The organism is bacterium (genome assembly GCA_030019025.1).
Taxonomy (GTDB): Bacteria; Hydrothermota; Hydrothermia; order UBA1063; family UBA1063; genus UBA1063.
This window is the reverse complement of sequence record JASEFR010000010.1, coordinates 1-22677: the sequence shown is the minus strand read 5'-3', so window position 1 is coordinate 22677 and position 22677 is coordinate 1. Positions and strand designations below refer to the sequence as shown.

Genomic DNA, 22677 nt, shown 5'->3' with positions numbered 1-22677 from the left:
CAATGCCCATCTTGCGGTAGAAAATTTTCCTATCCCTCGGTTAAACCACCCTATAAATGTGCTTTCTGTAACTACACCTTTCCCAAAACCCCCTTCAGAGTGCAAGAAGAGAAGCTTTAAAGTTTAAAAAATTCTATTTGGTTCAATGCTTCCTGAGATAGAGGGTCGTTTTGCCCACGGGACTTTATTATTTCGTGGTATAGATTTTTAGCTGTTTCCCTATAGTTAAAGTAGACGAGTATTTTCGCTGCATCCAGTTTAGCAGTATCACGCCAGTCGGGAAATTCTTTATAGTAGGTGTAAATTCTTTTTAGGGTAGCCAGGGCCATTTTGAGGTCCTGAGTGAGCATATAGGCTCTTGAGAGCCAGTAAAGGGCTTCGCAATCCTGCACCTTTGTTCCAATACCAATTATTTTTCCGAGAACATAGATCGCTTTCTCCGGATCAATCTGCCTCTCTACCAGCTGAAATCCAAGATTTATTGAAGCCTCAACACTTATTTCATCGTTAGGGAATTCATTAATTAGTTTTTCAAGATAAACCAAAGCAGAGTCAACCTGTCCCGTGTTTTTGAAAGAAATTGACAAATTGTAGTAAATTTCCTTCTTGAATTTGGTCCCTAAATTCAGAGCTTTTGTATAGAAGAACAGTGCGGAATTAAAGTTTCCCTTTGTCGCTTCTATATTTCCAAGGCGGAAGTAAATTTCGTGTTTGAGTGAGTCTTCAGCCAGGTCGATGGCGGATTTAAATAAATTAGCGGCGTCATCAACTTTCCCTGTCTGAATGAGTTTGACTCCGGTTAAATACAGAAGTTCAGGATCTTGAAGATTGCTGTTATTGATAACCTGGATAAGACTGTCAATCTCATTTTTTGCGAGTAGCGAGTAACTCTTGAGGATTATCCAATCATTTTCTGTGAAGTTGTAAGAAGCAGAATATACCTGGAATATGGAATCTAAAGAGATTTTTCCGGAAAGTTGTGCCAAATATTTTAACTTCAACCAGGCCTCCTCTGTGTTTTTTGGCATAAAATCTAAAAGTCCTCTTTCATTTTTCTTTATATAGTAGTAGCAAAGAAGATCTTTACCTTCGAGATACCTCGCATCCGTCTCCTCTACTAATCCATGGTTTAAAAAGATTTGCGATAATATTTTTTTATTTTCTTCCCGATCGGAACGTAGTGCAAAAACGAAGGCTAAGTCGGTTTGATTCAGTTTTAGAGCAGAAAGCGCAGCCAGAGTTGAAAGTTCTTCGTCATTAATAAGATCGCTATATTGTTCATATTCTTTTATGAGTTCTTCATATCTCCCAAGATTGTAAAACGCCTTGAGCCTTATTTTATAAATTTCGGTTTCAATTGGATAAAGCGGATTTACATTTTGCGTTAGTTCAACGATTTTTTGGAATTTCTCCTGGTAAAGAAGAAGTCTTGTGAGTTCAAGTAGCATTCTATGGTTGTTACGATCTAAGTATTGTAAGGCGGAATCGATATCGGAATTCAGAATGGCACGATAGAAGCAAAAGTAGGGTGCATTGTAATCAGCCAGTAATGACCTGTTTTGGGTTTTTAGGGCTATAATGAAAAGATAGTAAGCGTCTTTGTTGGAGAGATTTTTGGGGATGCTGTTTAAATAGGGCGTTGGGTCGTTAAGTTTTGATGCTGCCTTCAGAAAAAGGGTGGGGTAGTTGTTGCTTTCGCCTTCCAATAAGCTAATAGCTTCATGGTAGTATCCTTTTTCGATTAGGGCGCTTGCAATGTAATACTTCATGTTGCTTGGTAGCGGTTTTCCACTGGAAAACCGTATCACGCCATCAAAATCAAAATTGTCGTAAAGGATCTTAATCAGTTCAGTATCAGTGTAGGCTGTCTCAATGGTGTTAAAAGGTATTTTGTGATTTATTTTGACATCATTGGTTTCGATTCTTTCTAAAATATCTTTAACTTCCAGTTTCAAAGCCTTAGATACGATTAATATTCTCTCGTCTCTTTCTGTGAGTGGATAGTAGAATTCGATCTGCTTAAGCAATTCTAACACTTCCTTTGTGAAAATTCCTCTCGAGATGAAGGTGTCGATGAGCTCTATTTTAAAGCGGTTGTATTCAAATGAATCTGGCAGAGAAAGGGCTAATTGAAGGGACTTCACTAAGTATCCTTCTTTTAAATAACCCTTAGCAAGGATGTAGTTTCTAAGGTTTGAGTTTTCTAAACTTTCCAGCTTCTGGAGGTCTGCTAAGGTAAGGCTTTTCTGATTGAAATATGCGGTATACAGAGGATTTTTTAGATGTTTTCTAAATTTTGAAGTACTTAATCCAGCTTTATCAAGTATTAGTGCGAATTCGAACGATGTTTTCTCGTTTTCTGAGTCCAATGGATACAAAATACCAATGAGTCTTGCTGAATTTCCAGTCTTTCTAAGAAGAGTAATTGCTTCTTCAGGAATTTTTTTCTGGGGGTTGTTTCTAAGTAAACTTAAGTATGCAAGGAAGTATTTGTTTGAGTTTATAAAGGCTTTTATTTTCAAAAAGGAAAAACCCTCGCGTTCTGAGATAATGAGGGCTTTTCCGGGTTCTTGTGAAAGGAGTTCATTTCCAAGATCGTACAAATATTTTTGGTTTTTGTAATCTGAGGCGAGAATTCTTTTTAAGAGTATCCTCGTCGAATTGTCTAAGTCCGATTGTAAAATGTTTTCAATTAATTCTTTTCTTTTTGCAAAAGTAGGAAAATATTGCACAAGTTCAATACCCCACTTTAGTGAGTCATTTTGAGTAGAGGAAAGTTCAGCAAAGGTTTTGTAGGCGAGGTAGGCTAAGGAATCGTCGTAATTTTCCTTCCATAGTGTAGTTAGATTTCCAAGAGAGGATAGGGTGTCTCCAAGTCCCAGTAAAGAGAGACTTAAATAGTATCTTGCCCAGTTACCTTCAGGGGTATTTTTTGAGACAGTCAGAATCTGCTGAAATATTTGGTAAGCCTTATCATAATCTTTGTTCTGAAGATATTTTATACCCACATCAAGTACACTTTGGCTTATTACAAAAAGTAAAAAAACGAGTTTCATCGGTAAGATTGTAATTTAGCGGGTTTGTATAATCAAACTTCGGATAACTTTTTATTGGGATTAGACTTAAGTACCAATTTTTCAACGCCTTTGTTGACTGACAAATTTTTCAACGATATAATATTTGTAATAAAGGGAGGCTTGGTTATGGATTTTTATTTTGACATTCTCCTTGAGCTTTATAAGGCTCATGGCGAACTTATCTTTGAAAATCCTTCAATAATTAAGGAAGAAATGGCGGACTATTCCAATGTAGAAAGAGCAAAAGTTTACGCACTGGCTTCGGCAATAGAGGAGAAGATACCTGTAACCTTGAGAGATTCAGGCTCGCTCTCTGAGGAAGATTTAACCCTCATCGGCAAAGGCTTTGCTGAAGGGACAGGGATTAAGGAAGAGCTCGCAGTGTGGGCAGTTTTTACGCTGAATAAATTGATAAGAAATGTTGAGGAGGATCCTGCTTTAAGGAGGCTCAAGAGGAAAGCTCGTAATGTAGAAAGCCCCCGCGTAGAGATTAAAGAAGGGCTTGCCAAAGCTACCGTTATAAAGGGAGGTGTTGCTAATACTTTCAATTATGACGGCTCACTTCCCTTTGCCGATTTCCTTGAGACACACCTTGAGGAAGCCGATGAGCTGGCAGTTGAAATAAGTGGAGATGTAGAGATAGAAAGGCCCATTACTGTCCAAAACAAAAAGATGGTCCTCAGCGGAATGGAAAAAGCAATATTGTATTCCGAAATTTTACCAGCCTTTGAACTCATAAAATCCGAGTTTATCGTTGAAAATTTAGCCTTTAAGCATACTAAGGAACCAGAAAGGACAATTGGCCTTATATACGCTACTGACAGTTCTGTTGAACTTAACAAAGTAGAGCTACATGGTTCAGGATTAAAGGTTCAATCTTCGAAGGTATTTATTTCTAAGTCAAAGTTAATTGATTGCAAATACATTGGAATTCATGCGGAAAATTCAGAGATAAAAGTGCAACACTCTGATTTTCAGGAAAATGGGATTGATATTTTCAGCCCACAGATGCGTTTTAAGGGATGTAAAGTACTTTTGAAAAATTGTAAGGTGGACAAAGGGAATGGGGCTGGTATATGGGCGGACGCTTCTGAATTGAATCTTGAAAAAGTGGTAATAAGTGGGAACTATTATTACGGAATATTTATGGATGGCGGTGGTTCCTTGCAGATGAATAACAGCAGATTGGTAGAAAATGGAAATAGTGAGGACAACTATCCACAGTTAAAGCTTGTTTCCTCTAAAGCCAGTTTGAAAAATTGCAGAATATTCAACGGAATCAATAATTCTGGAATATCCATTGAAGACAAATCTTTGCTTGAGTGTGAGGAGCTAAAGGTAACAGGACACTATTACAACGGGATTGAAGCAAAAGACGATTCTGAGTTATTAATTAGAAATGGGGAGATTGCAAGGAACGGGAACGAAGATGAAGATAATCCACAGCTTGTTTTTGTGTCATCCAAGGGCTATCTAAAAAATGTAAAGGTTCACGGAGGAATTTATAACAGTGGTTTCCTACTTGATGAGGGTTCAAGAGTCGAAATTGTAGGCTCTCATATTTACAGGCATTTCTTTAATGCAATTACCCTCAAGTCAGGTTCGGAGGTGTTGATTGCCGATTGTGAAATTCACCAGAATGGAAATGAACATTTCCATGCGCCTCAGATCTGGTCTTCTTCAGCGACACTGAAGATGGAAAATTCAAGCATTTTTGATGGGATAAAAAACGACGGGATTTATGCACGTAATTCAAATTTAATTTTTGAGAATGTCGCAGTGTACAACCATTTTAGAAGAGCGCTTTTTGTTGAGGCTAACTCCAATGTCACTATTAAGAACTCAAGGATTTATTCGAATAACAAGGGCATTGATGGCGAGGGTCAAATAGAAGTTAAGTCAAGTCTTTTGAAACTACACGATTCGGAAGTTGATAGTTCGTATAATGCAGCAGGAATATATGCGACAGATATATCGGTGGTTGACATAAGTAAATCGAGGATCAGCAACAACTATTCTCAGGGTATTTGGTTTAGTTCGAATACAACCTTTAATGTAAGCGATTGCCACATTTCTGAAAATCTTGGAAAAGATGGAATGTTTCCTCAAGTTCTGATTACTTCAAGCCGTGGAAAGTTTGAAAGAACCACGATAACTAATGGTTCAGGGGTTTCCGGGATGGTGATTGAAAGGTCTTTCGTCCAAATAGTTGAATGCAATGTAACTAAAAACGAGAACTTCGGGCTTTATGTCCTGTCCAATTCTATTGCCGATTTGACTGCATGTGAAATTTCTAGTAATGGTCAGGAAAATAAAGATTTTGCGCAGATCAAAGTAGAAAACTCCAAGCTAATTTTGAAGTCGTCCAAAGTTGTTTCAGGAGTTAATAATACTGGTATATCAATAATGGAATCCTCCTATGCTGAAATGGAGAATACGATTGTCTCGCAGAATCCGCGTCACGGAATTGAGGTATATTACAATTCTGAGTTGAGATTCATGAGCGGTGAAGTTTCAAATAATGGCAGTGAAAATGAGAATTCCGCTCAAGTCTGGGTGGGTTCTTCTTACGCCATTATTAGGGATTCTATCATACATGATGGAAAGGGAAATATGGGGATAGGTGTGCTTAAATCTTATGTTGAACTCGAAAATTGCAAAATTTTTGGACATAGGGATGAGGGTATAAGCCTTGCGTGGTACTCAGGAATAAAGATTAAGGAATGTCAAATTTACTCGAATGCAATGGATTCGAATGTTGCGCAGTTGTCAGTCATTTCGTCTAACTGTATTACCAGGGGGTCGGAAATATATGAAAGTGTGGCTGGTGATGGAGTTAAGGCAGACGATGGGGCGGTTGTGGAGTTGGACAACACAAAAATTTATAAAAACAAGGCATATGGATTAATAGTGAAAAATAATTCGGAAATTAAAATGTCTGGCTGTGAAATTACAGAAAATAATGAGATTCATAAGCACGGTGCCCAGATCTTTCTTGATAATTCTAAGGGCGTAATTAAGAATTCTAAAATTTCAAAGGGAGTTAGTGGCGGGGGTATAAGGCTTTCCCACACTCATTTAGTTGAAATATATCATTCTGTGATTTCAGAACATAAAGGTGCCGGAATTGAAGTTGTAGATAACATTTCAAGGTTGAAGATCGTTGGCGTAACGACATTTAAGAATGAAAAAGGTGGGTTGGTTTACAGAAATCCATACAAGGTATCCACCATTGATTCGAACTTTGATGACGGCGCTTTCCGTAAAAGTTGATTTAGTTTTGCAAAAAGCTGTCATTTAATTTAAAATTTTCCTATGATGGTTACTCTGGCATTTTTAATAGGTTATTTAAGCGGTGTGTCCGCTCAGACTTATGCCCTGGGTGGGCTTTACAATCCCTCCTCCCTGAAGTCGGACGCGGTTTTTATAAACCCTTCCATGATACCAAATTCAAAATTTTCTGGCGTTCTCGGAATTAGACAGAGCTACTTTGCATCGGAATTGACCGATATTCACTTTTCTGCTTCTACAAAAATCAATAAGTTGGGTTTAGCGCTTGGGATTTTAAAGACTGGCATTAAGGACGTTTATTCCGATTATACGTTTCTAATGGGAGTTGGATTTAAAAAAAGTAATTGCGGAGTCGGAATTAATTCTCGTATTAAATATCTTAAAAATATAGAAGATGACCTCGCTTCATCCTCTCTTTCCCTGGATTATGGGCTTTTTGCAAAGGTTGGTATTTTTAACTTCTCTTTGATGCATCTCAACTTTCTCAGAACTTCGGTAGGTTTTTATGATAGGAGCGAAAAGTCTTTGGATGAACTTTTATTCTTCACTTCCTTTAATATACCCGAACCTGTTACGTGGGTGTTAGGGATTGATAAAACGCCGGAGAAGATGACCTATAGGTTTGGGACTGAGCTCTGGTTTACTGAAGGGTTTGGACTTAGAGTTGCTGTATTGGAGCGGGAGATACGGCTGGGACTTGGTCTTAAAACCGATACCTACGGAGTTGATATTTCCTTTGGATCTTCAAGGGAGCTTGGAACAACTTATTTGATTTCGACTTCGTACACCATTAGATAGTACAAAATTAATGAAAAAAATCGATAAATATTTCTTTCTCGAATTACTGAAATTTTTTTTGATTTTTTCGGCTTCTTCGGTTGCCATTTTTGTAATAGTGAATTTCTTTGAGAGATTGGGTTACTTTATTGCTAATAAAGCCAGACTCGTTGACATTTTTAAATTTTACATTTTTCAGATTCCTTTTATTTTTAATTTGTTAGCACCTTTTGCATTTCTCATTGCCTCTTTTTTCCTCTTCCAGCAGAGTGCCTATAGAAATGAGATTTTGCTTATAAGAATTTCGGGAATTAATGTTCGTAAAATTATTTCAAAGATTTTACTGTTTACCTTTCTCCTATCTATCCTAATGTTTTTAAACGGGGAGTTCTTGGCTTTCCCAGGACTTCAGAAATCTACAAGAGTTAGAAAGGCGAATATTGAGAAGAGCGAGTATTACTTCTATTACCCTGTGGTTTCCGATTTCAGTTTTATGAATAATGATACTCTATTTTATTTCTCCCGGTTAAATGCCCGAGAAAGAAAGGGGCTTGGTGTTATTGTTATGGTCTTAAGCGAAAACGGTCCAAGGGTAAGAATAGATGCAGATTCCTGCATCATTGTTGGAAAAACATATGAACTCTTTAATGTAAAGGAAAGGTTTCTTGGAATTGATAAAGATTCCATTGCTTTCCACAAAAAAAAGGTCCTAATATCGGGAGTCTCCCCTTTTGAGGTTATTAAAAAGAAAACCCAGATTGAAGAGATGAGTGCAAAACAGCTTTTAAAGCTTGTATCCTATAAGAAACGCATGAGATTACAATTTAAAGAAGAGATAGTTGAGCTTCTTTATAGGTTTTCTTTTCCTTTAACGGCTTTTGTGTTTGCTTTTTTTGCCCTGCCACTGGCGGTTTCGATAAAAGCACGTGGGAAGACCTATTCTTTTGGCCTCGCTTTGATAATTTCATTTTTATTCTGGGTCTTTATACAATTTTTTAAAGTCTCTGGCCAGGCAGGAAAGGTAAACGAATTTTTTTCTACGTTTTTCCCGCTTCTTTTATCGATGGGTATGGGTGTTGTTCCGTGGCTTAAAATGAAGTTATAAAAGCTTTAAAAATTCATCTTCCCTTTCAATTTTTACCTGGAGCTCAAGGGCGAGAAGATTTTTGAAAGAGGGATATTTAATGAGGTCTTTTTCCGTAGTAACTACATAGTCAAATTTTTTGAGAAGAGCTCTCAGCTTCGGCAAGGGATAAATGTTGTGGTCTCTGATGGCAATAATCTCCTTCGGTGTGATTCCGATTTTAGTTAGTAGGTCAATAAAACTTTTAGGGTCTGCAATACCAGAAAGCGCTGCCACGTCAAAGCCCTTGAGAGAATTAAGCGATATTTGTTGGCCTTCAAAGTTGTAAAACCTTACAGGTTCATATTTCATTACGAAGATTGGTTTTTTGTAGGTTTCGAGAAACTCTACTGCACGGTGGTCAAGGGTATCGCCTTTTATGTTGAGGACTAATATGTGAGCTCTTTTTAAGGCTGAAAATTTTTCTCTTAAAGTGCCCCTGGGTAAGAGGTAATCACCATGAATAACGGTACCTTGATTTATGCAAACGATATCTATATCCCTTTTGAGAGGTAAGTACTGGAAACCATCATCCATCAGTAAAACTTCGCATTTAAATTGGCGTATTGCAATTTGCCCTGTTTCATATCTATTTTTACCAATAAGGATGGGAACACCTCCCCGAAGTTTTTTCCACATTAGGTAAGGTTCGTCTCCAACTTCTTCCCACCTCATTAGTGGCGTGTTTTCTTTAAGTATGTATATTCCCTTACCTTTTCTCCTGTAGCCCCTCGTAAGAATTGCAACTTTTCTATCAGTGGAAAGTTTCTGTGCAAGAAAAATTGTAAGTGGGGTTTTTCCAGTACCTCCTGTGGTTATATTCCCTATGGATATTACATGGGCAGGTAAAACGTCTTTTGTTCTGAGGATTTCATCATACAGATACCACAAATTTAAAGCCAAACCGTATAATTGTGAAAACAGTGCTTTTATCATTTGCGTTAATTATATTTTGCAAGATGTGATTTTACAAAGTTTTGCACTGAAGTGTTAATTATTGCATGGATTTTTAAGTTGTCTTGCCTTGACTATTCCGTCTTAACCCCTGCGGATTACCCTTTGTCATTAAACTTAAGGATCATTTTATAATTTTGAACAGTCGACGTAAAATCTGCGTCTAAATAAAAAATGGCTGTTAAGTTTGAGGAGGTTTATACCGATTATAAGGAGATGGTGTTCAACTATGTTTTTTGGAGACTTAATGATTACGATGAGGCTGTCGACATTACACAGGAAATTTTTATTAAAATTTACAAAAATCTTGGAAAATTTAAGGGTGAAAGCTCGATGAAAACTTGGGTTATGAGTATAGCCATAAACCATTTAAATGACTTTTTTAGGAAAAAGAAGAAATTTAATCCAGTCTATTTTGAGGAATACGCTAATGATGAAAGCCCTGATGCCCCGGGACCTCTTGAGGAGATGGATGTAGAGGATGTGGTTAGAGTGGAAAGGGCATTAGAAAAACTAAAAGATTGGGAAAGAGAGATATTAACGCTTTACTATATGGAAGGTTTTCAATATGAAGAGATTTCCCGACTTTTGAATATACCGATAGGAACGGTAAAATCTCGTTTAAATAACGCGAAAAAAAGTTTGAGAAAGGTATTAACAGGGGGTGTTGTTAATGGTAAATGAAGTAGAAGTTTTTGGTAAAATAAGGAAATCGCCCCCTCCTGAACTCGATATTAAAGTGAGGAGGGGAATAAGAAGGTTGAAAGTAAGACGATTTGCTGGTGTTTTAAGTGTGGTTTTTATCTTTGCTTTTTCTTTCGGTGCTGCGCTAAGATTGCTGTTATTCCGTGACAGCGAGGTTCTGCAGATTACTTCAGTTTCAGTGAAAGAAAATTTGAAGGAGAGTATTTGCCCTGGTGTTGCCCCTCTTAAAGTGGAAGTTGAACCTATAAGTGTATACTCTTACAAGGTGTATTTGAATGGCGATATCTACATGGAGGGTTATACTTCAAAAGTTATCGATGATTCAATAGTTATAAACGATCCCGTTAATTACATAAACCTTCAGATAGTCGATTTAATCAATGGCGGAGAAGAAGATTTATCTTGGTTTGTTTATAATTTCTGAACTTCCGAGTTATATTTTTTCAGGAATTCTTCTTTGAAGTCGAGGAGATAATCTCCTTTAATTGCTTCTCTAATCTTTCTCATTAGACTTATAAAAAAGTAGAGAGAATGGTAGGTTGCAAGTCGGGGTCCAAGAATTTCGCCCGCATTAAATAGATGCCTAATGTACGCTCTTGAAAAGTTCTGGCAGGTATAACAGCTGCACTCCGGGTCCAATGGAAAAAAATCCTCCTTATAAGTTGCATTTCGGATTGTTAGTTCTCCGAAGGAGGTAAAAACGGTTCCCGTTCTTGCATTTCTCGTTGGTAGAACACAATCAAAGAGGTCAACGCCCATTGTCACAGCAGAGAGAATGTCATCCGGATAACCAACTCCCATCAGGTATCTTACCCTATCTTCGGGAAAAAAAGGTGATAACTTTTCAATTATTCTATCTCTTTCTACTTTCGGCTCGCCAAGTGCTAATCCGCCGATAGCATAACCGTCAAAAGGCATTTCAGTAAGAATTTTTGAGTGCTCAATTCTTAAGTCATCATAGGTACCGCCCTGAATAATGCCAAAGAGGCTTACTTCCTGATAAGCTGAATCTCTGTACCTTATAGCTCTCTCAGCCCATTTTGTGGTAAGATCCATGTGGAACTTGGCCTCTTTGTAGGTCGATGGATAGGGGGTAGGCCAGTCTAAAATCATTGCTATGTCAGATCCCAATTTGGCCTGAATTTCCACGACTTTCTCAGGGGTAAAGGTTATTATGGAACCGTCTATGTGCGATTTGAACACTACCCTGTCTTCCTCAAGTTTTCTTAAGTCTGCAAGGCTGTAGATCTGATATCCCCCGGAATCGGTTAGGATTGCCCCCTTGAAGCCCATAAATCTGTGTAAGCCACCAGCTTTCTGTATAAGTTCTTCTCCTGGTCTCAAGTGGAGGTGATAGGTATTTGAAACGATAATTTGCACACCGATTTCCTCCAGGTCCTTTGGAGACATAGTTTTAACGGTTCCTTGGGTTGCAACGGGCATGAAATTTGGTAATTCAACAGTTCCGTGTGGTGTATGAAGCAAACCGAGCCGAGCACCGGTGTGTTTTTCTTTCTTAATCAGTTCGTAGCGGACTCTCACTCAATCTCCTCACTTTTTTGCCCTGTTCAGTGAAAATAATTTCAATTTTATCCCCTGCAAAAAGAAGTCTGAACCCATCCATACCTTCGATTTCTTTGTAGCTAAAACGAATGCGCTCCTGAGTGTTTTCTACTCTGGCGATACCTGAACCCAGATTTTCATTAAAATAAATAACGGTTGCTTTAACAATCCTATTCTTGTTTTCCTTCATTAACAATCTTTACATTGTACTTTTGCCACAAAGTGTCGATAAGGCTATCCCATGCCTTTTTAGTTTTTTCTGCCTTTATGTTTCTTTCGATTTCATCTCTGACTTCATCAATGTTCCTGTATGAGGCTTTTTTGGGTTCTTCTTCCACTCTGATTACAGCGTACTTGTTTTCTTTTTCCAGTTTGATTGGCTTACTAATTTGGCCTTTTTTCATTTTTAACGCTGCGGTTACAAGTTCTTGAGGTCTTCCACTTTCTGGAACATCTTTTTTGAGTCCAGATGTAGATTTGAGTTGTTCGTCTGTGTTGTACTTGGCGAAAAGGGAGTCAAAATCGGCGCCTTTTCTAAGAAGGTTGTATACAGTATCTGCTGTTTCCTTAGAATTTACTACGATTGCCCGGAATGTAACTGAAGCAGGAATTCTGTACTTTGAATCTTTGTTCTTTTCGTAATATTCTTTAATCTCTTTTTCGTCAACGGAGATGTTCTGAGAAACATTCTGGAAGAGAGCCCTTATTAAAGCTTGTTCACGCGCCCTTTTCATTTCTTCTTGATAGGAAGAGGCTAAGTACATCTTCCTGTTTTCTGCTTCTTTCACAAGAAGACGTTTCTGAATGAGATTTTTCAGCAGTTTTTGTTTCCCTTCTTCTGTTTCGTATTGAGCCCTTGCAAAGGGCGGGATGTTTTCCAGTTCCCTCTCTAATTCAAGCCTTGTAATAGGCTCATCATCAACGAAGGCAACATATTCTTTGAAATTTTTTCTGAAAACTCTTTCCACACCATCTAAGGCATGAGAAAGGTATTTGCTCTTTTGGAATCTCACCGCTACGGTCTGATAAGCATCGGCAGCGTTTTGATAATCACCCAGCTTTTCATATGCGAGGCCGAGCCTGTAAAAAACTTCGTCCATTTTCCTATAAGCATCGGTGAAATCTTTCCTTGCTGCCTGGAGATATTTAATGGCCGAGTCGGGTCTGTTAAACTTGTCTAATTCTAAGTCTGCTATGTTGAGGTAAACTTCAAATTTCCTGTTTTTGTCCAGTCCTCTCGAACCTAAAACCTCTTTGTAAATGGAGAGGGCATTTTCAAAATCTTTCCTTTCTTCGAGTACTTTTGCCTGTTGTAACTTTTCGTCAACTGATTGAGCGTATAGCGTTGCAACAAAAATTAATAACCCAAAGACCTTCTTCATATTTACTCCTCCTTTTTTAGCTGAAAAGCTTTGCCAGTAAATAAATTATAAAGGTTCCAAGAAATTCTGCGTAAAAATTATCATCAGGGGGTGGGTTAATGTATTCTATCAAGGAGACAATTACACTTGTGGTTAATTTTACTATTAATGGAAGTCCAGAATTCACGATAAAGGCTACAATTATCGCAGAAATTAGAAATGTTATAAGATGGTGATGGTCCTTATTGTTTTTTCTAAAAAGAAGGAGTGTAATTAATGGCGTTAATCCATCAACAAGGATTGCAATTAGGGATGCATAATAGAAGTACTCAAAGTCGAAAATGGCATAACTCAAAGTCATTGAAATTATTAGGAAAGATGCACCTGTTACCTTTCCTGCTTTTTCCTCCTCCTTTAAAAGGGGGGAGAAGATTTTCAGAAAGAGATTTTTTAGGCTTGGGATCATATTTCTTGCAATTTCAAGCAAAATCGCAATGGCACTGAGGGATAACATCAAGATGAGACCGGCTTTTTTGTCACCGTGAGTGTGCAAATACTTTAAGAAAGATAATAAAATAATTGTTGACAGATGTAGCGCTTTTCTCAGAAGCATATACCTGCACCTATTTTGTGAGTAACATTGAGCTCGGGATTGGGTGAGATTGAGTAGTCTAAATTTAATTTTTTCCACTTAATACCTGCGCCCGCGTTGAAATACCCTCTATAAAATCCCATCCTCACCGCAAAATTATCCATCGGCCTATACTCTGCACCAAATTTAAAATCAATACTCAATCTTCCTAAGCTAATTATCGCACCTGGATATGGGCCGTCACTGAAAAGCTCAGCCTCCATGCTCCAATTCAGATTTTTAGAAATCTTTGTTAATCCTAAGACAAAGGAAGGATGTACGACTTCCAATGACTTTCCTTTAAATATTGAGAAGAAGACATCTCTTGCAGTTATTCCGAGTGCTAAGTTTTTAAAGCGAACGAAGTATCCCAAATCAACTCCTGCCCCATTTTCAGCGTAATTATAAAAGGATTCACGGAACAATTTAATGCTAGCACCAAAATACGATTTTTCGCTGATTTCTTTGCCAGTTACCCAGGAGAATAGATAAAATCTGTAGAGTTGAGTTCCGTCGACTTCAATATTTCCCTCTACAATACCCAGGTTTTCGTCCTTTAATCGTGTGACCTCCATAGGGTCAGAGTGAAGATAAAAGATATTGATAGCGTTTTTGTTTAAAGCCCCATCTATATCAATCTTCAGATTCAAGTTCTCTGCAGCTATCAAACCACTATAAACTTCAAAATGGGAAAAGTATACTCCGGGATTTACCAGATTGACTAAAGATGGATTTAATAAAACGGTGCCTAAGGATTGTGGGTCAGAAATACCCGTATTGCCCTTTGCCGTTGATACAGGGTCTCTTAAAAGAAGGAAAATTTCTCCCCTATACTTCTCGGCTGAAACAAATCCAGAGCCACAAAGATAAAACAGTAATATAAATTTCAAAGACTTTTGCAATTTTCTAATGCTCCATTAAAATTATAAGTCTCATAATGAACATTTCAAAGGAGGCAGTATGAAGTTTAAGATATTCGGCACGATTCTACTTCTAATAGGGATACTATCGGCGCAGCAGAAAAAGCTGGCTCCCGATTTTACAGTCACCACTATTGATGGGAAGAAGGTGGCCTTGTCCGACCTTAGGGGTAAAGTAGTAATCCTTGATTTCTGGGCTACATGGTGCCCACCATGTAAAAAGGAAATTCCCGGTTTTGTGGAGTTGAAGAAAAAATACGCTAAAAGGCTGGAAATAGTAGGCATTTCCGTTGATAGAGGTATTGAGCCGGTTAAAGAGTTTTACAGGAAAAACAAAATGAATTATCCTGTTGCAATGGCAACGAAGGAAATATTAGAAAGTTATAATGCTATTTATCGTCTCCAGTATATACCCACGACTTTTATTATTGATAAAGAGGGCTACATTCATGATGTCAAGATTGGATTTGTTTCAAAGGATGAGTTTGAAAAGTTAATACAAGAGCTCATAGTGGATGGGAAGAAGTAGAGTAGCCCTCTTCGGGGCAACGGGAAGTATAGGTACCAATACCCTAAGGGTAATTTCAAAATATAGAGAAAAGTTTGAACTTGTTGCCTTTTCTGTCCACGAAAATTTGGAAGGTTATTACAGGATAATAAAAGAGTTTGAGCCAAAAGTGGCTGTAGTTACTGGAAATTTAAAAATTTCATCACCTCCTATAACTACTATATATGGTAAAGAAGGCTTGATAGAAGTCTCAGAGCGCGAAGATGTTGATGTTATTGTTGTAGCCACGTCAGGAAATATTGGCGTTTATCCAACTATTCACGGTTTGAAGAGGGGTAAGAGGGTTGCACTGGCAAATAAAGAAACCCTTGTTTCTTTTGGAACGATTGTAAAAGAAACCTGGTTGAATTCCAGTGGCGAACTGATACCCATTGATTCCGAACATTCTGCCCTCTTTCAGCTTTTTGAGAAATACAAGAGAGACATGGATGTACTAATCTTGACTGCTTCGGGTGGACCTTTCAGGACTTTAACCCGTAAAGAAATGGAAAAGGTAACCATTGAGGATGTATTAAAGCATCCTGTCTGGAGGATGGGAAAAAAGATAACGGTTGATTCAGCGACCCTTATGAACAAAGGGTTAGAAGTCATAGAAGCTTACTGGCTGTTTGATTTGCCTCCTGAAAAGATAAAGGTTTTGATCCATCCCCAATCAATTGTCCATGGTATGCTAAAGTTACGAGATGGTGCCTTTGTCGCTCATATGTCGTATCCTGACATGAAAATACCCATTCAATATGCGCTCACTTATCCAGAAAGGTGGGAATGTGATTTTGTGCAGCTTGATCTTACTGAAGTCGGTGCCTTAGAGTTCTATAAGCCGGATTTTGACAGGTTTCCTTTGCTTAACTTGGCTTATGAAATGTTAAAGGCTGGAGGGGTGATGCCCTGTGTGATGAACGCGGCAAATGACGTTGCCGTTGACGCCTTTTTAAAGGGATATATTAGTTTTCTTGACATTGAAAGGGTCGTAATAGAAACCTGTTTGAGTTTTGAAAATGTTGAAAATATAACCCTTGAAACTCTTGAAAATTACGATATAAGAGCTCGGGAGAAGGCCAGAGAAATTCTTGACTCTATAAAAAAATAAACTGGAGATGAGGGGATTCGAACCCCTGACCCCCGGCTTGCAAAGCCGATGCTCTCCCAGCTGAGCTACATCCCCAGATAGTATATTATTATAGGGCAAAGCGTGCGAAAATTCACAATTTAACTCGGCAACGGCTACTTTTTGCAGTTAAGTAGAGTTGAAAATTCTATATACCAAGGGGAAATTTTTTGGTAGTTCAGATGCAAGATTTGCCTGCTTGTTCTTGTTGAATTGTTGGTTCTGAAAAAATTGTGCGGTGTAAAGTACCCTCTTGACAAAACGCGCTATAATATATAAAATTAAAATGATTACAAGATTAAATTTAAAACAAGGGGGTTAAAAATGGGACTGCCACTATTAGGTGAAAAAATACCTGCATTTACAGCAAAAACAACCCATGGGATGATCAAGTTTCCCGAAGACTACAAGGGTAAGTGGGTAGTACTGTTCAGTCATCCTGCTGATTTCACGCCTGTGTGCACAACCGAATTCGTTGCTTTCCAGAAGAGGTATGACGAGTTCAAAAAGTTGAACACCGAGCTCATTGGCCTTTCTATTGATCAGGTTTTCTCCCATATTAAGTGGATTGAATGGATAAAGGAAAAACTTGGTATAGAAATAAAATTCCCTGTAATCGCAGATGATAGAGGTCAGATTGCAGAACTACTCGGCATGATTCATCCTTCAAAAGGCACAAACACTGTTAGAGCAGTGTTTATAATTGACCCTGAAAGCATTCTTAGGGCAGTGCTCTATTATCCGCAGGAGCTTGGAAGGAACATGGACGAGATACTCAGAATGGTTAAAGGTCTGCAAGTTACTGACCAGCATAAAGTGGCATTGCCAGCGAACTGGCCAAATAACGAGCTTATAGGCAGTGAGGTTATTGTGCCACCGGCCAATGATGTTGAAACCGCTGAGAAAAGACCAAAGGAATATACCTGCTACGATTGGTGGTTCTGCCACAAGAAAATATAAGATTTTGAGGGTTGCCTTTCTGATGGGGTGACCATACGGTCGCCCCATTTTTTTTATGTGAAAGTTCGAGGTTTTTACTGAATCTTTTTTCACACTCTAAGTTTGAGAGTTTCAGGATCTTAAATCTACTTTCCTAAAGTGCGAAAAGTTTTTCGCACTTTAGGAATATTTCCATTTTCTCATTTTTATGAGTTACAATAACTTACATCCTGACTCTCTTTTGGCATACTTTTTGCTTATTAAAAAGTATGCCGGAAGGGAGGGTAGCCAAAAACGGAAGGAGGTAAAAATGAGATACATAAACAGAGAGAATGCACCACAAAAAGGCATTATAGATTTTCTATGTGGATGCTTTCTGACAAGGTGTGATCAGAGGGCACCGAGGGACAGCGAACAAAAGTAGGAGGTGAAGAATGAAGGCAATTAATATTAATAATAGCCAGAAAGTGAATTTACCATCTATATTGCCACCTATTTGTGGTTGCTTTTTAACAATTTGTAGGAAGGACCAGGTGTAAAAATTAAAAAACCCACCTCCCTTCCGGTCTAAAAAGGGAGGTTGAAATGGGATTTCACAAAAATTTTTATAATATTGAAATTGAACACGAAGATGGGCTTTTGCTGTATAACATCTTAACGAAGAATTTTGTTTTACTGGATAAGCGGTACGAAGAGTTTTACAGGAAGTTTCCAGAAATTAACGATGAGAAAATCCTGCAAGAATTTGTTGATGCGGGATTCATCGTTGAGAACAGATTCGATGAAAAGGGCTATTATTTAAGAAATTTCTTTATGAGCAGATATTATTCTCGGAAGCTTCTTTTTACCATTGTTCCCACAACGGGTTGTAATTTTGGCTGCTATTATTGTTTTGAATCGGGGATTAAGAACGTGAAGCTTTCTGAGGGAACTAAGGGGAAGGTCTTAGATTTTATTAGGGAAAAAGTAGATGCTTTTAAACCTGAAGATGTTTCCCTCTCCTTTTACGGTGGTGAGCCCTTACTGTGTAAAGATGTGCTTTTTGAATTTGGCCAATTCTTTAAAGAGCTGGCTGAAAAAATGGGATTTAAATTTTCGTCCGATATTGTCACCAATGGTTATCTCTTTGACATAGAGACCGCAGGAGAGTTGATCGAAAAGACCTCTTTGAAATCTGCCCAGATAACTCTTGATGGACCCCCTGAAATTCATAATAAAAGGCGATTTCTGAAAAATAAGGGTGGTACTTTTGAAAAGATCTTTGAAAATGTGGAAAGGGTTATTGAAACTTTTCCTGAATTTGTTATCAGGATACGCGTTAATGTTGATAAGGAAAACATAGAGCATATTGAGGACCTTTTGAAAATTTTTGCTAAGATTAAAAAAAATAACTTGGAGGTCTACTTTTCACCAGTTACGGGTGAAAAGGACAAAATTGACTTTGGCGAGAATCTTTTTGGAGACGAAGAATACGGTAAAGTTTACGCTGAGAAGATCGTGCCTCTACTTTACAAGTACGGCTTTCCCTATGAGGTTTATCCTGAACTTTCCTATGTCTTTTGTGCTGGTATTACACCTTTTCACTATTTGATAGACGCGGATGGAAGCATTAAAAAGTGCTTTGACCTCGTGGGGAGAGATAGGGAATCAATAGGGTATGTGGATAATTACAGAGAGGACGCAAGAAGTGTTCTTAAGTGGGAAAACTTAAAGATACTCGACAAGGAGTGTTATAACTGTAAGTATCTCCCTGTATGTGGAGGAGGATGTCCTCTTTACAAATTAAAAACTGGAAAAAATCGTTGTGAAATTTGGAGATACAGCCTTGAGTTATCGTTAAAAACTATTTACGATTTAAAGGAGCACAGTTTTGCGGCAAAGTGATTTAAAGCTATTCATAGGGTATTTTAAAAGATACACCCTTTTTCAAGGCAGTTTATTCGCCCTGTCCTTAATTTTACTCCTTTTAGGCACTGCTCTTCAATTGCCTGTTCCTTTAATTTTCAAGGAGATCATTGACCGAATTATTCCTGCAAAGGATCTTCCGCTTCTCGGTTTGTATTCTCTCATCATTTTGGTAGTTGTTGTTCTGAGAGAAGTTACCCTTTACTTTTCCAAGGTGGTGGATCAGAAGTTAAAAAACGGAATTTATGAAAAGCTGGTGGATGAGCTTCTTTATGTTTATTATCAGCTACCTTTTAAAAAGGTTAAAGAGAAGGATTCGGGGTATTTTTATTCACGAGTTTTCAATGAGCCAGCTGAAGTTGAAGAGAGCTTAACTACTACGGTAACCTTTGTTATAAAGGTCTTTTTGATCTTTTTCTTTGGCCTTATTGTCTGTCTGAGGCTTTCCTGGAAACTTACTTTATTTGTACTTTTCTTGTCTACGGGTTTTTACTTTCTAAACTTGCTGTTTGGGAATCGAATAAGAGATTACTCTCTGAAATTTCAGGAGTTTAAAGCAAGGTTCGGGGAAGTTGCTGTAGAAGTTTTAAAGAGTTTTAAGATTGTAAATTTACTGCAAGTGGTGTCACCTGTGAAAACGATATTAGGCTATGCTTTAAGGGATTATTTGGGAATAAGGCTAAAAAGAGCGGAAGTGAGCGGTATTTATTCGGGTATTTATGGGGTTTTAAGTGATTTTCTTCCTGTAGGAGTTTTTCTCTTTGGTACCATTGAGATAGTAAGGGGTAATTTAACGGTAGGTGGTCTGGTGGCTTTTATGGAGCTTATGAGGTACATCTCATCCCCTATTGATAGCATATCTGAAATTTTCATTGAGATACAGACAACTTCAGGCGTTATCGGAAGAATTGAGGAGTTTAAAGCCGTGGCGAATGGTGGAGGTGAGGTTAATATTGAGGGATCAATAAATGCCATCAGTCTTGAGAATGTTACTGTTGACTTTGGAGACAACAGGGTTATAGAGGATTTATCTTTTGAGTTTGTGAAGGGTAAAAAATATGTAATTCTTGGCCCGAATGGTTCCGGAAAGTCAACATTAATTGAAGTTATTACAGGGCTGATTAATCCATCTGAGGGGACCGTTAAACTCAATAGTACCTTACCTTTAGAAAAAGTTAGTAAGAAAACTTACTTTAAAAGGCTATCCGTTTCCTTTTACCCGCCTATACTTTTACCCACGCTAAAAGATAATCTAACACTGATCTCTAACGGAAAATTAAGAGAAATTGCTAAGAAAGATGTATTTAAGGAGAGGGACGATGTTAAATTCACTCAACTCTCGGCAGGTGAGAAGCAAAAACTTTCTTTGCTAATCGCACTTTCGCGGGAAAACTGTGATTTTCTAATTTTGGATGAACCACTCGCAAATCTTGATGACGTTTCAAAAGCGTTTTATTGGAATCTGATAGAGAATTATTCCAAAGGGAGGGGTTTAATTGTGGCCCTACCGTCAGCAGAAATAGATTTGGGTGGTTTTGAAAAAATATGTTTAGCGGAAGTGGGACACAATTCTTCAAAATAAGGAGGTTTTTATGGTGCTGCTTTTGTTAATTGCCAAACTCATAATAGAACCTATCTATACTGAGAGTGTGGAAGAGTTCCTTAAAAAGGCATCTCTTCCCGACAGCATCCTTAGGCTTTACCAGGTATATCCGAGTCTTGACAGTTTCCCGGAAGAGTCCACCTTCTTTAGAATTGGACTCATATCGGGCAATACCTTTGCAGTATACTTTAAAAACTACCAGAAAACGAAGATATCTTCAACGGTTAAAAAGGATGACCAGGAAGACATCATGGCAGACGATTTCGTTCTCCTCTTCCTGGATACTGGAGGTAATGGGAATACTGCCTACGGTTTTCAGGTGAACCCTTTGGGCACTAAAAGGGATTTTATTCTCTCGGAAGGCGGGGATAACGTAGAAGAATGGGATGGTAGGTGGCAGGCAAAGACTGAGATAACCGATTATGGTTATGACGTCTTAATTTTAATTCCCCTTTCTGAAATTTCCTATACAAGGAATCCATGGGGCGTGAAACTTGGGAGATTCATAGCGGGAGCTGGCCAGTTTCAGTTTTCAAATATTGAAGGTTCATTCCAATCCCTTTCTCATATGCATAAGGTAAATATTGGCTTTGAAGGTTTAAAAAGTGAAGAGAGTTATAGAAGCACCCTTCAAATGAGGAATAGTTTTTATGTGAGAGGATGGACACAAAAGCAAGACACATTATACTTCAATCGTTTATCCTTTGGAGGCAATTTCAGATTTAAGAAGGGAACTTCAACGGTACTTGATATTGTTGTAAAACCCGACTTTTCTGAAATTGAAGCAGATGTGAAGGAAATCTCCCTTAGAAGAAGGCCTATATATTACCCCGAGAAAAGGGAAGTCTTCATGGAGGGTAAAGAACTTTACTCTCTTCCCTATCAGCTAATCTGGACGAGGGCTTTTGAAGACATTAGCTTTGGTGCAAAGTTTTATACCAAGTCCGAAAAGCTGAGTGGGATTGCTTTTTTACCGAAGGAAGAAAGCTACGACACCCTTTCCTTTGGCAAAATTAACTTTGCACCCTTACACGGGTTTAATATAGGAACATTTTATCTCTGGAGTCCGACATCCTATTCCTTGGCATCCTTTGATTTCAGTGGAGTTATAGCTCCAAAAGTAGGTTTTGGCTTTCAATCTCAAATATCTCGTAGATTTGATGAAAAGTCCAATTTGTATTATGTAAGGTTTTATAGGAGAAGTGAGTTTAAGGGGCTCGAAGCATCGGCCTCTTTCTTACAGATTGGTGAAAATTTTGTGATGCCCTTTAGCCCTATATATTTCGAAAATGTGAGAGAATATTCTTTTAACTGTGGATATGGTATTCCCCTCGGAAAGGCTACTTATTTCAAACCCCAGTTTTATTTTGATGAATTGAGAGACCTTTCAAGTGCTGACCTTGTGGAAAGGTATATAAATTTTGAAATAAGTGGTGCAAGAGGTCCTTATGGATTGGGTTTAAGTTATGTTAAAGACGAATTGGCATATCTCGATTTCCTTCCAGAAGACATCAGGTACTACTCTTTTTTAGGTATTGCCTTCTCTTACGCCCCGGCAAGCTACAACAACGTAGGACTATCGTTTATGAAGGGTGAATACCTTGGCGAAAATAGTTATAACGCGGCTTTAAAGCTCAAGATTTCTCCTCTCAACCTTTTCAATGCCGGTGTAAATTTCCAAATTTTGAGATATGGCGAGGAGAAAACTTCAATCTTCCAGCTTTTTGGACTGGTCCCTATTGTCAGGGATAGATTTGTTATAAAACCCTATGTGGAGCACAACACTGATGGCCAGACTCAAGCCCTTTACCTTAAGAACGTTGGGTACTTGTATTTAACTGATTGTATCTCCATCCTTTTCCTGAGTGATGCGGGCTGGAGAAAGGATACAGGGAGTTATGAAATGACAAGCAGAAGTTTCTCTGTTAAGTTAAAGTTAGAATTTTAGGGGGTGCTTATGAAATGGATCAACAAAACAAAGGAAAACATAAAGGAAACATTACGTTCGTGGAGTAAAAAATACTGTGGGTGTTTCCTTGTTAAGTGCAAGAAGGAGAAGCCAGAAAAGGTTGAGAATAAATAGAATTTAGAGATTTAGTTTGATAACTTGATTTTCCATGCCCTTGGCGTCCTCACTGACACCAAGGGCATG

At 38.1% G+C, this 22677-nt stretch carries 19 protein-coding genes and 1 tRNA gene; 12 read left to right on the top strand and 8 right to left on the bottom strand.

Annotated features, from left to right (window positions below):
- Positions 1–116 precede the first annotated feature (116 nt).
- Positions 117–3056, bottom strand: a complete 2940-nt coding sequence (locus QMD82_03810) for a tetratricopeptide repeat protein (GenBank protein ID MDI6851046.1) — start codon at positions 3054–3056, stop codon at positions 117–119.
- A 147-nt stretch (positions 3057–3203) separates the two neighbouring features.
- On the opposite strand from QMD82_03810, the gene QMD82_03805 reads away from it, so the two are divergent.
- The 3 genes from QMD82_03805 to QMD82_03795 are packed head-to-tail and all read left to right on the top strand — an operon-like array spanning position 3204 to position 8250.
- Positions 3204–6350 (top strand): right-handed parallel beta-helix repeat-containing protein, encoded by a 3147-nt coding sequence (locus tag QMD82_03805; protein MDI6851045.1) that lies wholly within the window; start codon positions 3204–3206, stop codon positions 6348–6350.
- A gap of 42 nt (positions 6351–6392) precedes the next feature.
- Entirely contained in the window at positions 6393–7166 is a 774-nt protein-coding gene (locus QMD82_03800) for a hypothetical protein (GenBank protein ID MDI6851044.1), read from the top strand.
- Positions 7167–7176: 10 nt separating this feature from the next.
- Positions 7177–8250, top strand: coding sequence for an LptF/LptG family permease (locus QMD82_03795; GenBank protein ID MDI6851043.1), 1074 nt, complete (start codon positions 7177–7179; stop codon positions 8248–8250).
- On the opposite strand, the gene lpxK is transcribed toward QMD82_03795, so the two are convergent.
- Complete coding sequence (gene lpxK, locus QMD82_03790; GenBank protein ID MDI6851042.1) at positions 8245–9204, bottom strand: tetraacyldisaccharide 4'-kinase; 960 nt, start codon at positions 9202–9204, stop codon at positions 8245–8247. The genes QMD82_03795 and lpxK overlap by 6 nt on opposite strands.
- Before the next feature lie 192 nt (positions 9205–9396).
- Between lpxK and QMD82_03785 the strand changes: the two genes are divergently transcribed.
- Together QMD82_03785 and QMD82_03780 are read left to right on the top strand one after the other, a co-directional pair.
- The gene (locus QMD82_03785) at positions 9397–9906 is read left to right on the top strand and encodes an RNA polymerase sigma factor (protein ID MDI6851041.1); all 510 of its coding nucleotides are present in this window, start codon (positions 9397–9399) and stop codon (positions 9904–9906) included.
- Positions 9896–10351 carry a hypothetical protein gene (locus tag QMD82_03780; protein MDI6851040.1) on the top strand — a complete coding sequence of 152 codons (456 nt, stop codon included), beginning with the start codon at positions 9896–9898 and terminating at the stop codon, positions 10349–10351. The genes QMD82_03785 and QMD82_03780 overlap by 11 nt, the downstream gene beginning before the upstream one ends.
- On the opposite strand, the gene tgt is transcribed toward QMD82_03780, so the two are convergent.
- The 5 genes from tgt to QMD82_03755 are packed head-to-tail and all read right to left on the bottom strand — an operon-like array spanning position 10339 to position 14372.
- Entirely contained in the window at positions 10339–11469 is a 1131-nt protein-coding gene (tgt, locus tag QMD82_03775) for a tRNA guanosine(34) transglycosylase Tgt (GenBank protein MDI6851039.1), read from the bottom strand. The two genes, QMD82_03780 and tgt, sit on opposite strands and share 13 nt — an antisense overlap.
- On the bottom strand, positions 11444–11680 hold the full coding sequence (locus tag QMD82_03770; GenBank protein MDI6851038.1) for a hypothetical protein: 237 nt from the start codon (positions 11678–11680) through the stop codon (positions 11444–11446). Before QMD82_03770 ends, tgt begins: the two co-directional genes overlap by 26 nt.
- Positions 11661–12872: a peptidyl-prolyl cis-trans isomerase gene (locus QMD82_03765; protein ID MDI6851037.1), complete on the bottom strand. Its 1212-nt coding sequence runs from the start codon at positions 12870–12872 to the stop codon at positions 11661–11663. The genes QMD82_03770 and QMD82_03765 overlap by 20 nt, the downstream gene beginning before the upstream one ends.
- A 16-nt stretch (positions 12873–12888) precedes the next feature.
- Positions 12889–13464, bottom strand: a complete 576-nt coding sequence (locus QMD82_03760; GenBank protein MDI6851036.1) for a hypothetical protein — start codon at positions 13462–13464, stop codon at positions 12889–12891.
- The gene (locus tag QMD82_03755) at positions 13455–14372 is read right to left on the bottom strand and encodes a hypothetical protein (protein ID MDI6851035.1); all 918 of its coding nucleotides are present in this window, start codon (positions 14370–14372) and stop codon (positions 13455–13457) included. Before QMD82_03755 ends, QMD82_03760 begins: the two co-directional genes overlap by 10 nt.
- 70 nt (positions 14373–14442) lie before the next feature.
- On the opposite strand from QMD82_03755, the gene QMD82_03750 reads away from it, so the two are divergent.
- Positions 14443–14931, top strand: coding sequence for a TlpA disulfide reductase family protein (locus QMD82_03750; GenBank protein ID MDI6851034.1), 489 nt, complete (start codon positions 14443–14445; stop codon positions 14929–14931).
- Positions 14918–16060, top strand: coding sequence for a 1-deoxy-D-xylulose-5-phosphate reductoisomerase (dxr, locus tag QMD82_03745; protein MDI6851033.1), 1143 nt, complete (start codon positions 14918–14920; stop codon positions 16058–16060). Before QMD82_03750 ends, dxr begins: the two co-directional genes overlap by 14 nt.
- Before the next feature lie 2 nt (positions 16061–16062).
- Here dxr and QMD82_03740 read toward each other — a convergent pair.
- A tRNA-Ala gene (locus QMD82_03740) sits at positions 16063–16135 on the bottom strand.
- A gap of 267 nt (positions 16136–16402) precedes the next feature.
- On the opposite strand from QMD82_03740, the gene QMD82_03735 reads away from it, so the two are divergent.
- The 5 genes from QMD82_03735 to QMD82_03715 all read left to right on the top strand — a co-directional run bounded on the left by QMD82_03735 (position 16403) and on the right by QMD82_03715 (position 22608).
- Positions 16403–17038, top strand: a complete 636-nt coding sequence (locus QMD82_03735) for a peroxiredoxin (protein ID MDI6851032.1) — start codon at positions 16403–16405, stop codon at positions 17036–17038.
- A 564-nt stretch (positions 17039–17602) separates the two neighbouring features.
- The gene (locus QMD82_03730) at positions 17603–18901 is read left to right on the top strand and encodes a radical SAM protein (protein ID MDI6851031.1); all 1299 of its coding nucleotides are present in this window, start codon (positions 17603–17605) and stop codon (positions 18899–18901) included.
- Positions 18888–20504, top strand: coding sequence for an ABC transporter ATP-binding protein (locus QMD82_03725; protein ID MDI6851030.1), 1617 nt, complete (start codon positions 18888–18890; stop codon positions 20502–20504). The genes QMD82_03730 and QMD82_03725 overlap by 14 nt, the downstream gene beginning before the upstream one ends.
- A gap of 10 nt (positions 20505–20514) precedes the next feature.
- Complete coding sequence (locus QMD82_03720; protein MDI6851029.1) at positions 20515–22473, top strand: hypothetical protein; 1959 nt, start codon at positions 20515–20517, stop codon at positions 22471–22473.
- 9 nt (positions 22474–22482) lie between these two features.
- Entirely contained in the window at positions 22483–22608 is a 126-nt protein-coding gene (locus QMD82_03715; GenBank protein ID MDI6851028.1) for a hypothetical protein, read from the top strand.
- The last annotated feature ends 69 nt before the right edge of the window (positions 22609–22677 follow it).

What these genes read in the sequence shown, in the direction of transcription:
- QMD82_03780 (MDI6851040.1), top strand. Translation starts at nt 9,896, where the DNA reads ATGGTAAATGAAGTAGAAGTTTTTGGTAAAATAAGGAAATCGCCCCCT.
- QMD82_03720 (MDI6851029.1), top strand. Translation starts at nt 20,515, where the DNA reads ATGGTGCTGCTTTTGTTAATTGCCAAACTCATAATAGAACCTATCTAT.
- QMD82_03735 (MDI6851032.1), top strand. Translation starts at nt 16,403, where the DNA reads ATGGGACTGCCACTATTAGGTGAAAAAATACCTGCATTTACAGCAAAA.
- dxr (MDI6851033.1), top strand. Translation starts at nt 14,918, where the DNA reads ATGGGAAGAAGTAGAGTAGCCCTCTTCGGGGCAACGGGAAGTATAGGT.
- QMD82_03795 (MDI6851043.1), top strand. Translation starts at nt 7,177, where the DNA reads ATGAAAAAAATCGATAAATATTTCTTTCTCGAATTACTGAAATTTTTT.
- QMD82_03765 (MDI6851037.1), bottom strand. Translation starts at nt 12,872, where the DNA reads ATGAAGAAGGTCTTTGGGTTATTAATTTTTGTTGCAACGCTATACGCT.
- QMD82_03760 (MDI6851036.1), bottom strand. Translation starts at nt 13,464, where the DNA reads ATGCTTCTGAGAAAAGCGCTACATCTGTCAACAATTATTTTATTATCT.
- QMD82_03810 (MDI6851046.1), bottom strand. Translation starts at nt 3,056, where the DNA reads ATGAAACTCGTTTTTTTACTTTTTGTAATAAGCCAAAGTGTACTTGAT.
- lpxK (MDI6851042.1), bottom strand. Translation starts at nt 9,204, where the DNA reads ATGATAAAAGCACTGTTTTCACAATTATACGGTTTGGCTTTAAATTTG.
- QMD82_03730 (MDI6851031.1), top strand. Translation starts at nt 17,603, where the DNA reads ATGGGATTTCACAAAAATTTTTATAATATTGAAATTGAACACGAAGAT.
- QMD82_03800 (MDI6851044.1), top strand. Translation starts at nt 6,393, where the DNA reads ATGATGGTTACTCTGGCATTTTTAATAGGTTATTTAAGCGGTGTGTCC.
- QMD82_03715 (MDI6851028.1), top strand. Translation starts at nt 22,483, where the DNA reads ATGAAATGGATCAACAAAACAAAGGAAAACATAAAGGAAACATTACGT.
- QMD82_03770 (MDI6851038.1), bottom strand. Translation starts at nt 11,680, where the DNA reads ATGAAGGAAAACAAGAATAGGATTGTTAAAGCAACCGTTATTTATTTT.
- QMD82_03750 (MDI6851034.1), top strand. Translation starts at nt 14,443, where the DNA reads ATGAAGTTTAAGATATTCGGCACGATTCTACTTCTAATAGGGATACTA.
- QMD82_03805 (MDI6851045.1), top strand. Translation starts at nt 3,204, where the DNA reads ATGGATTTTTATTTTGACATTCTCCTTGAGCTTTATAAGGCTCATGGC.
- QMD82_03785 (MDI6851041.1), top strand. Translation starts at nt 9,397, where the DNA reads ATGGCTGTTAAGTTTGAGGAGGTTTATACCGATTATAAGGAGATGGTG.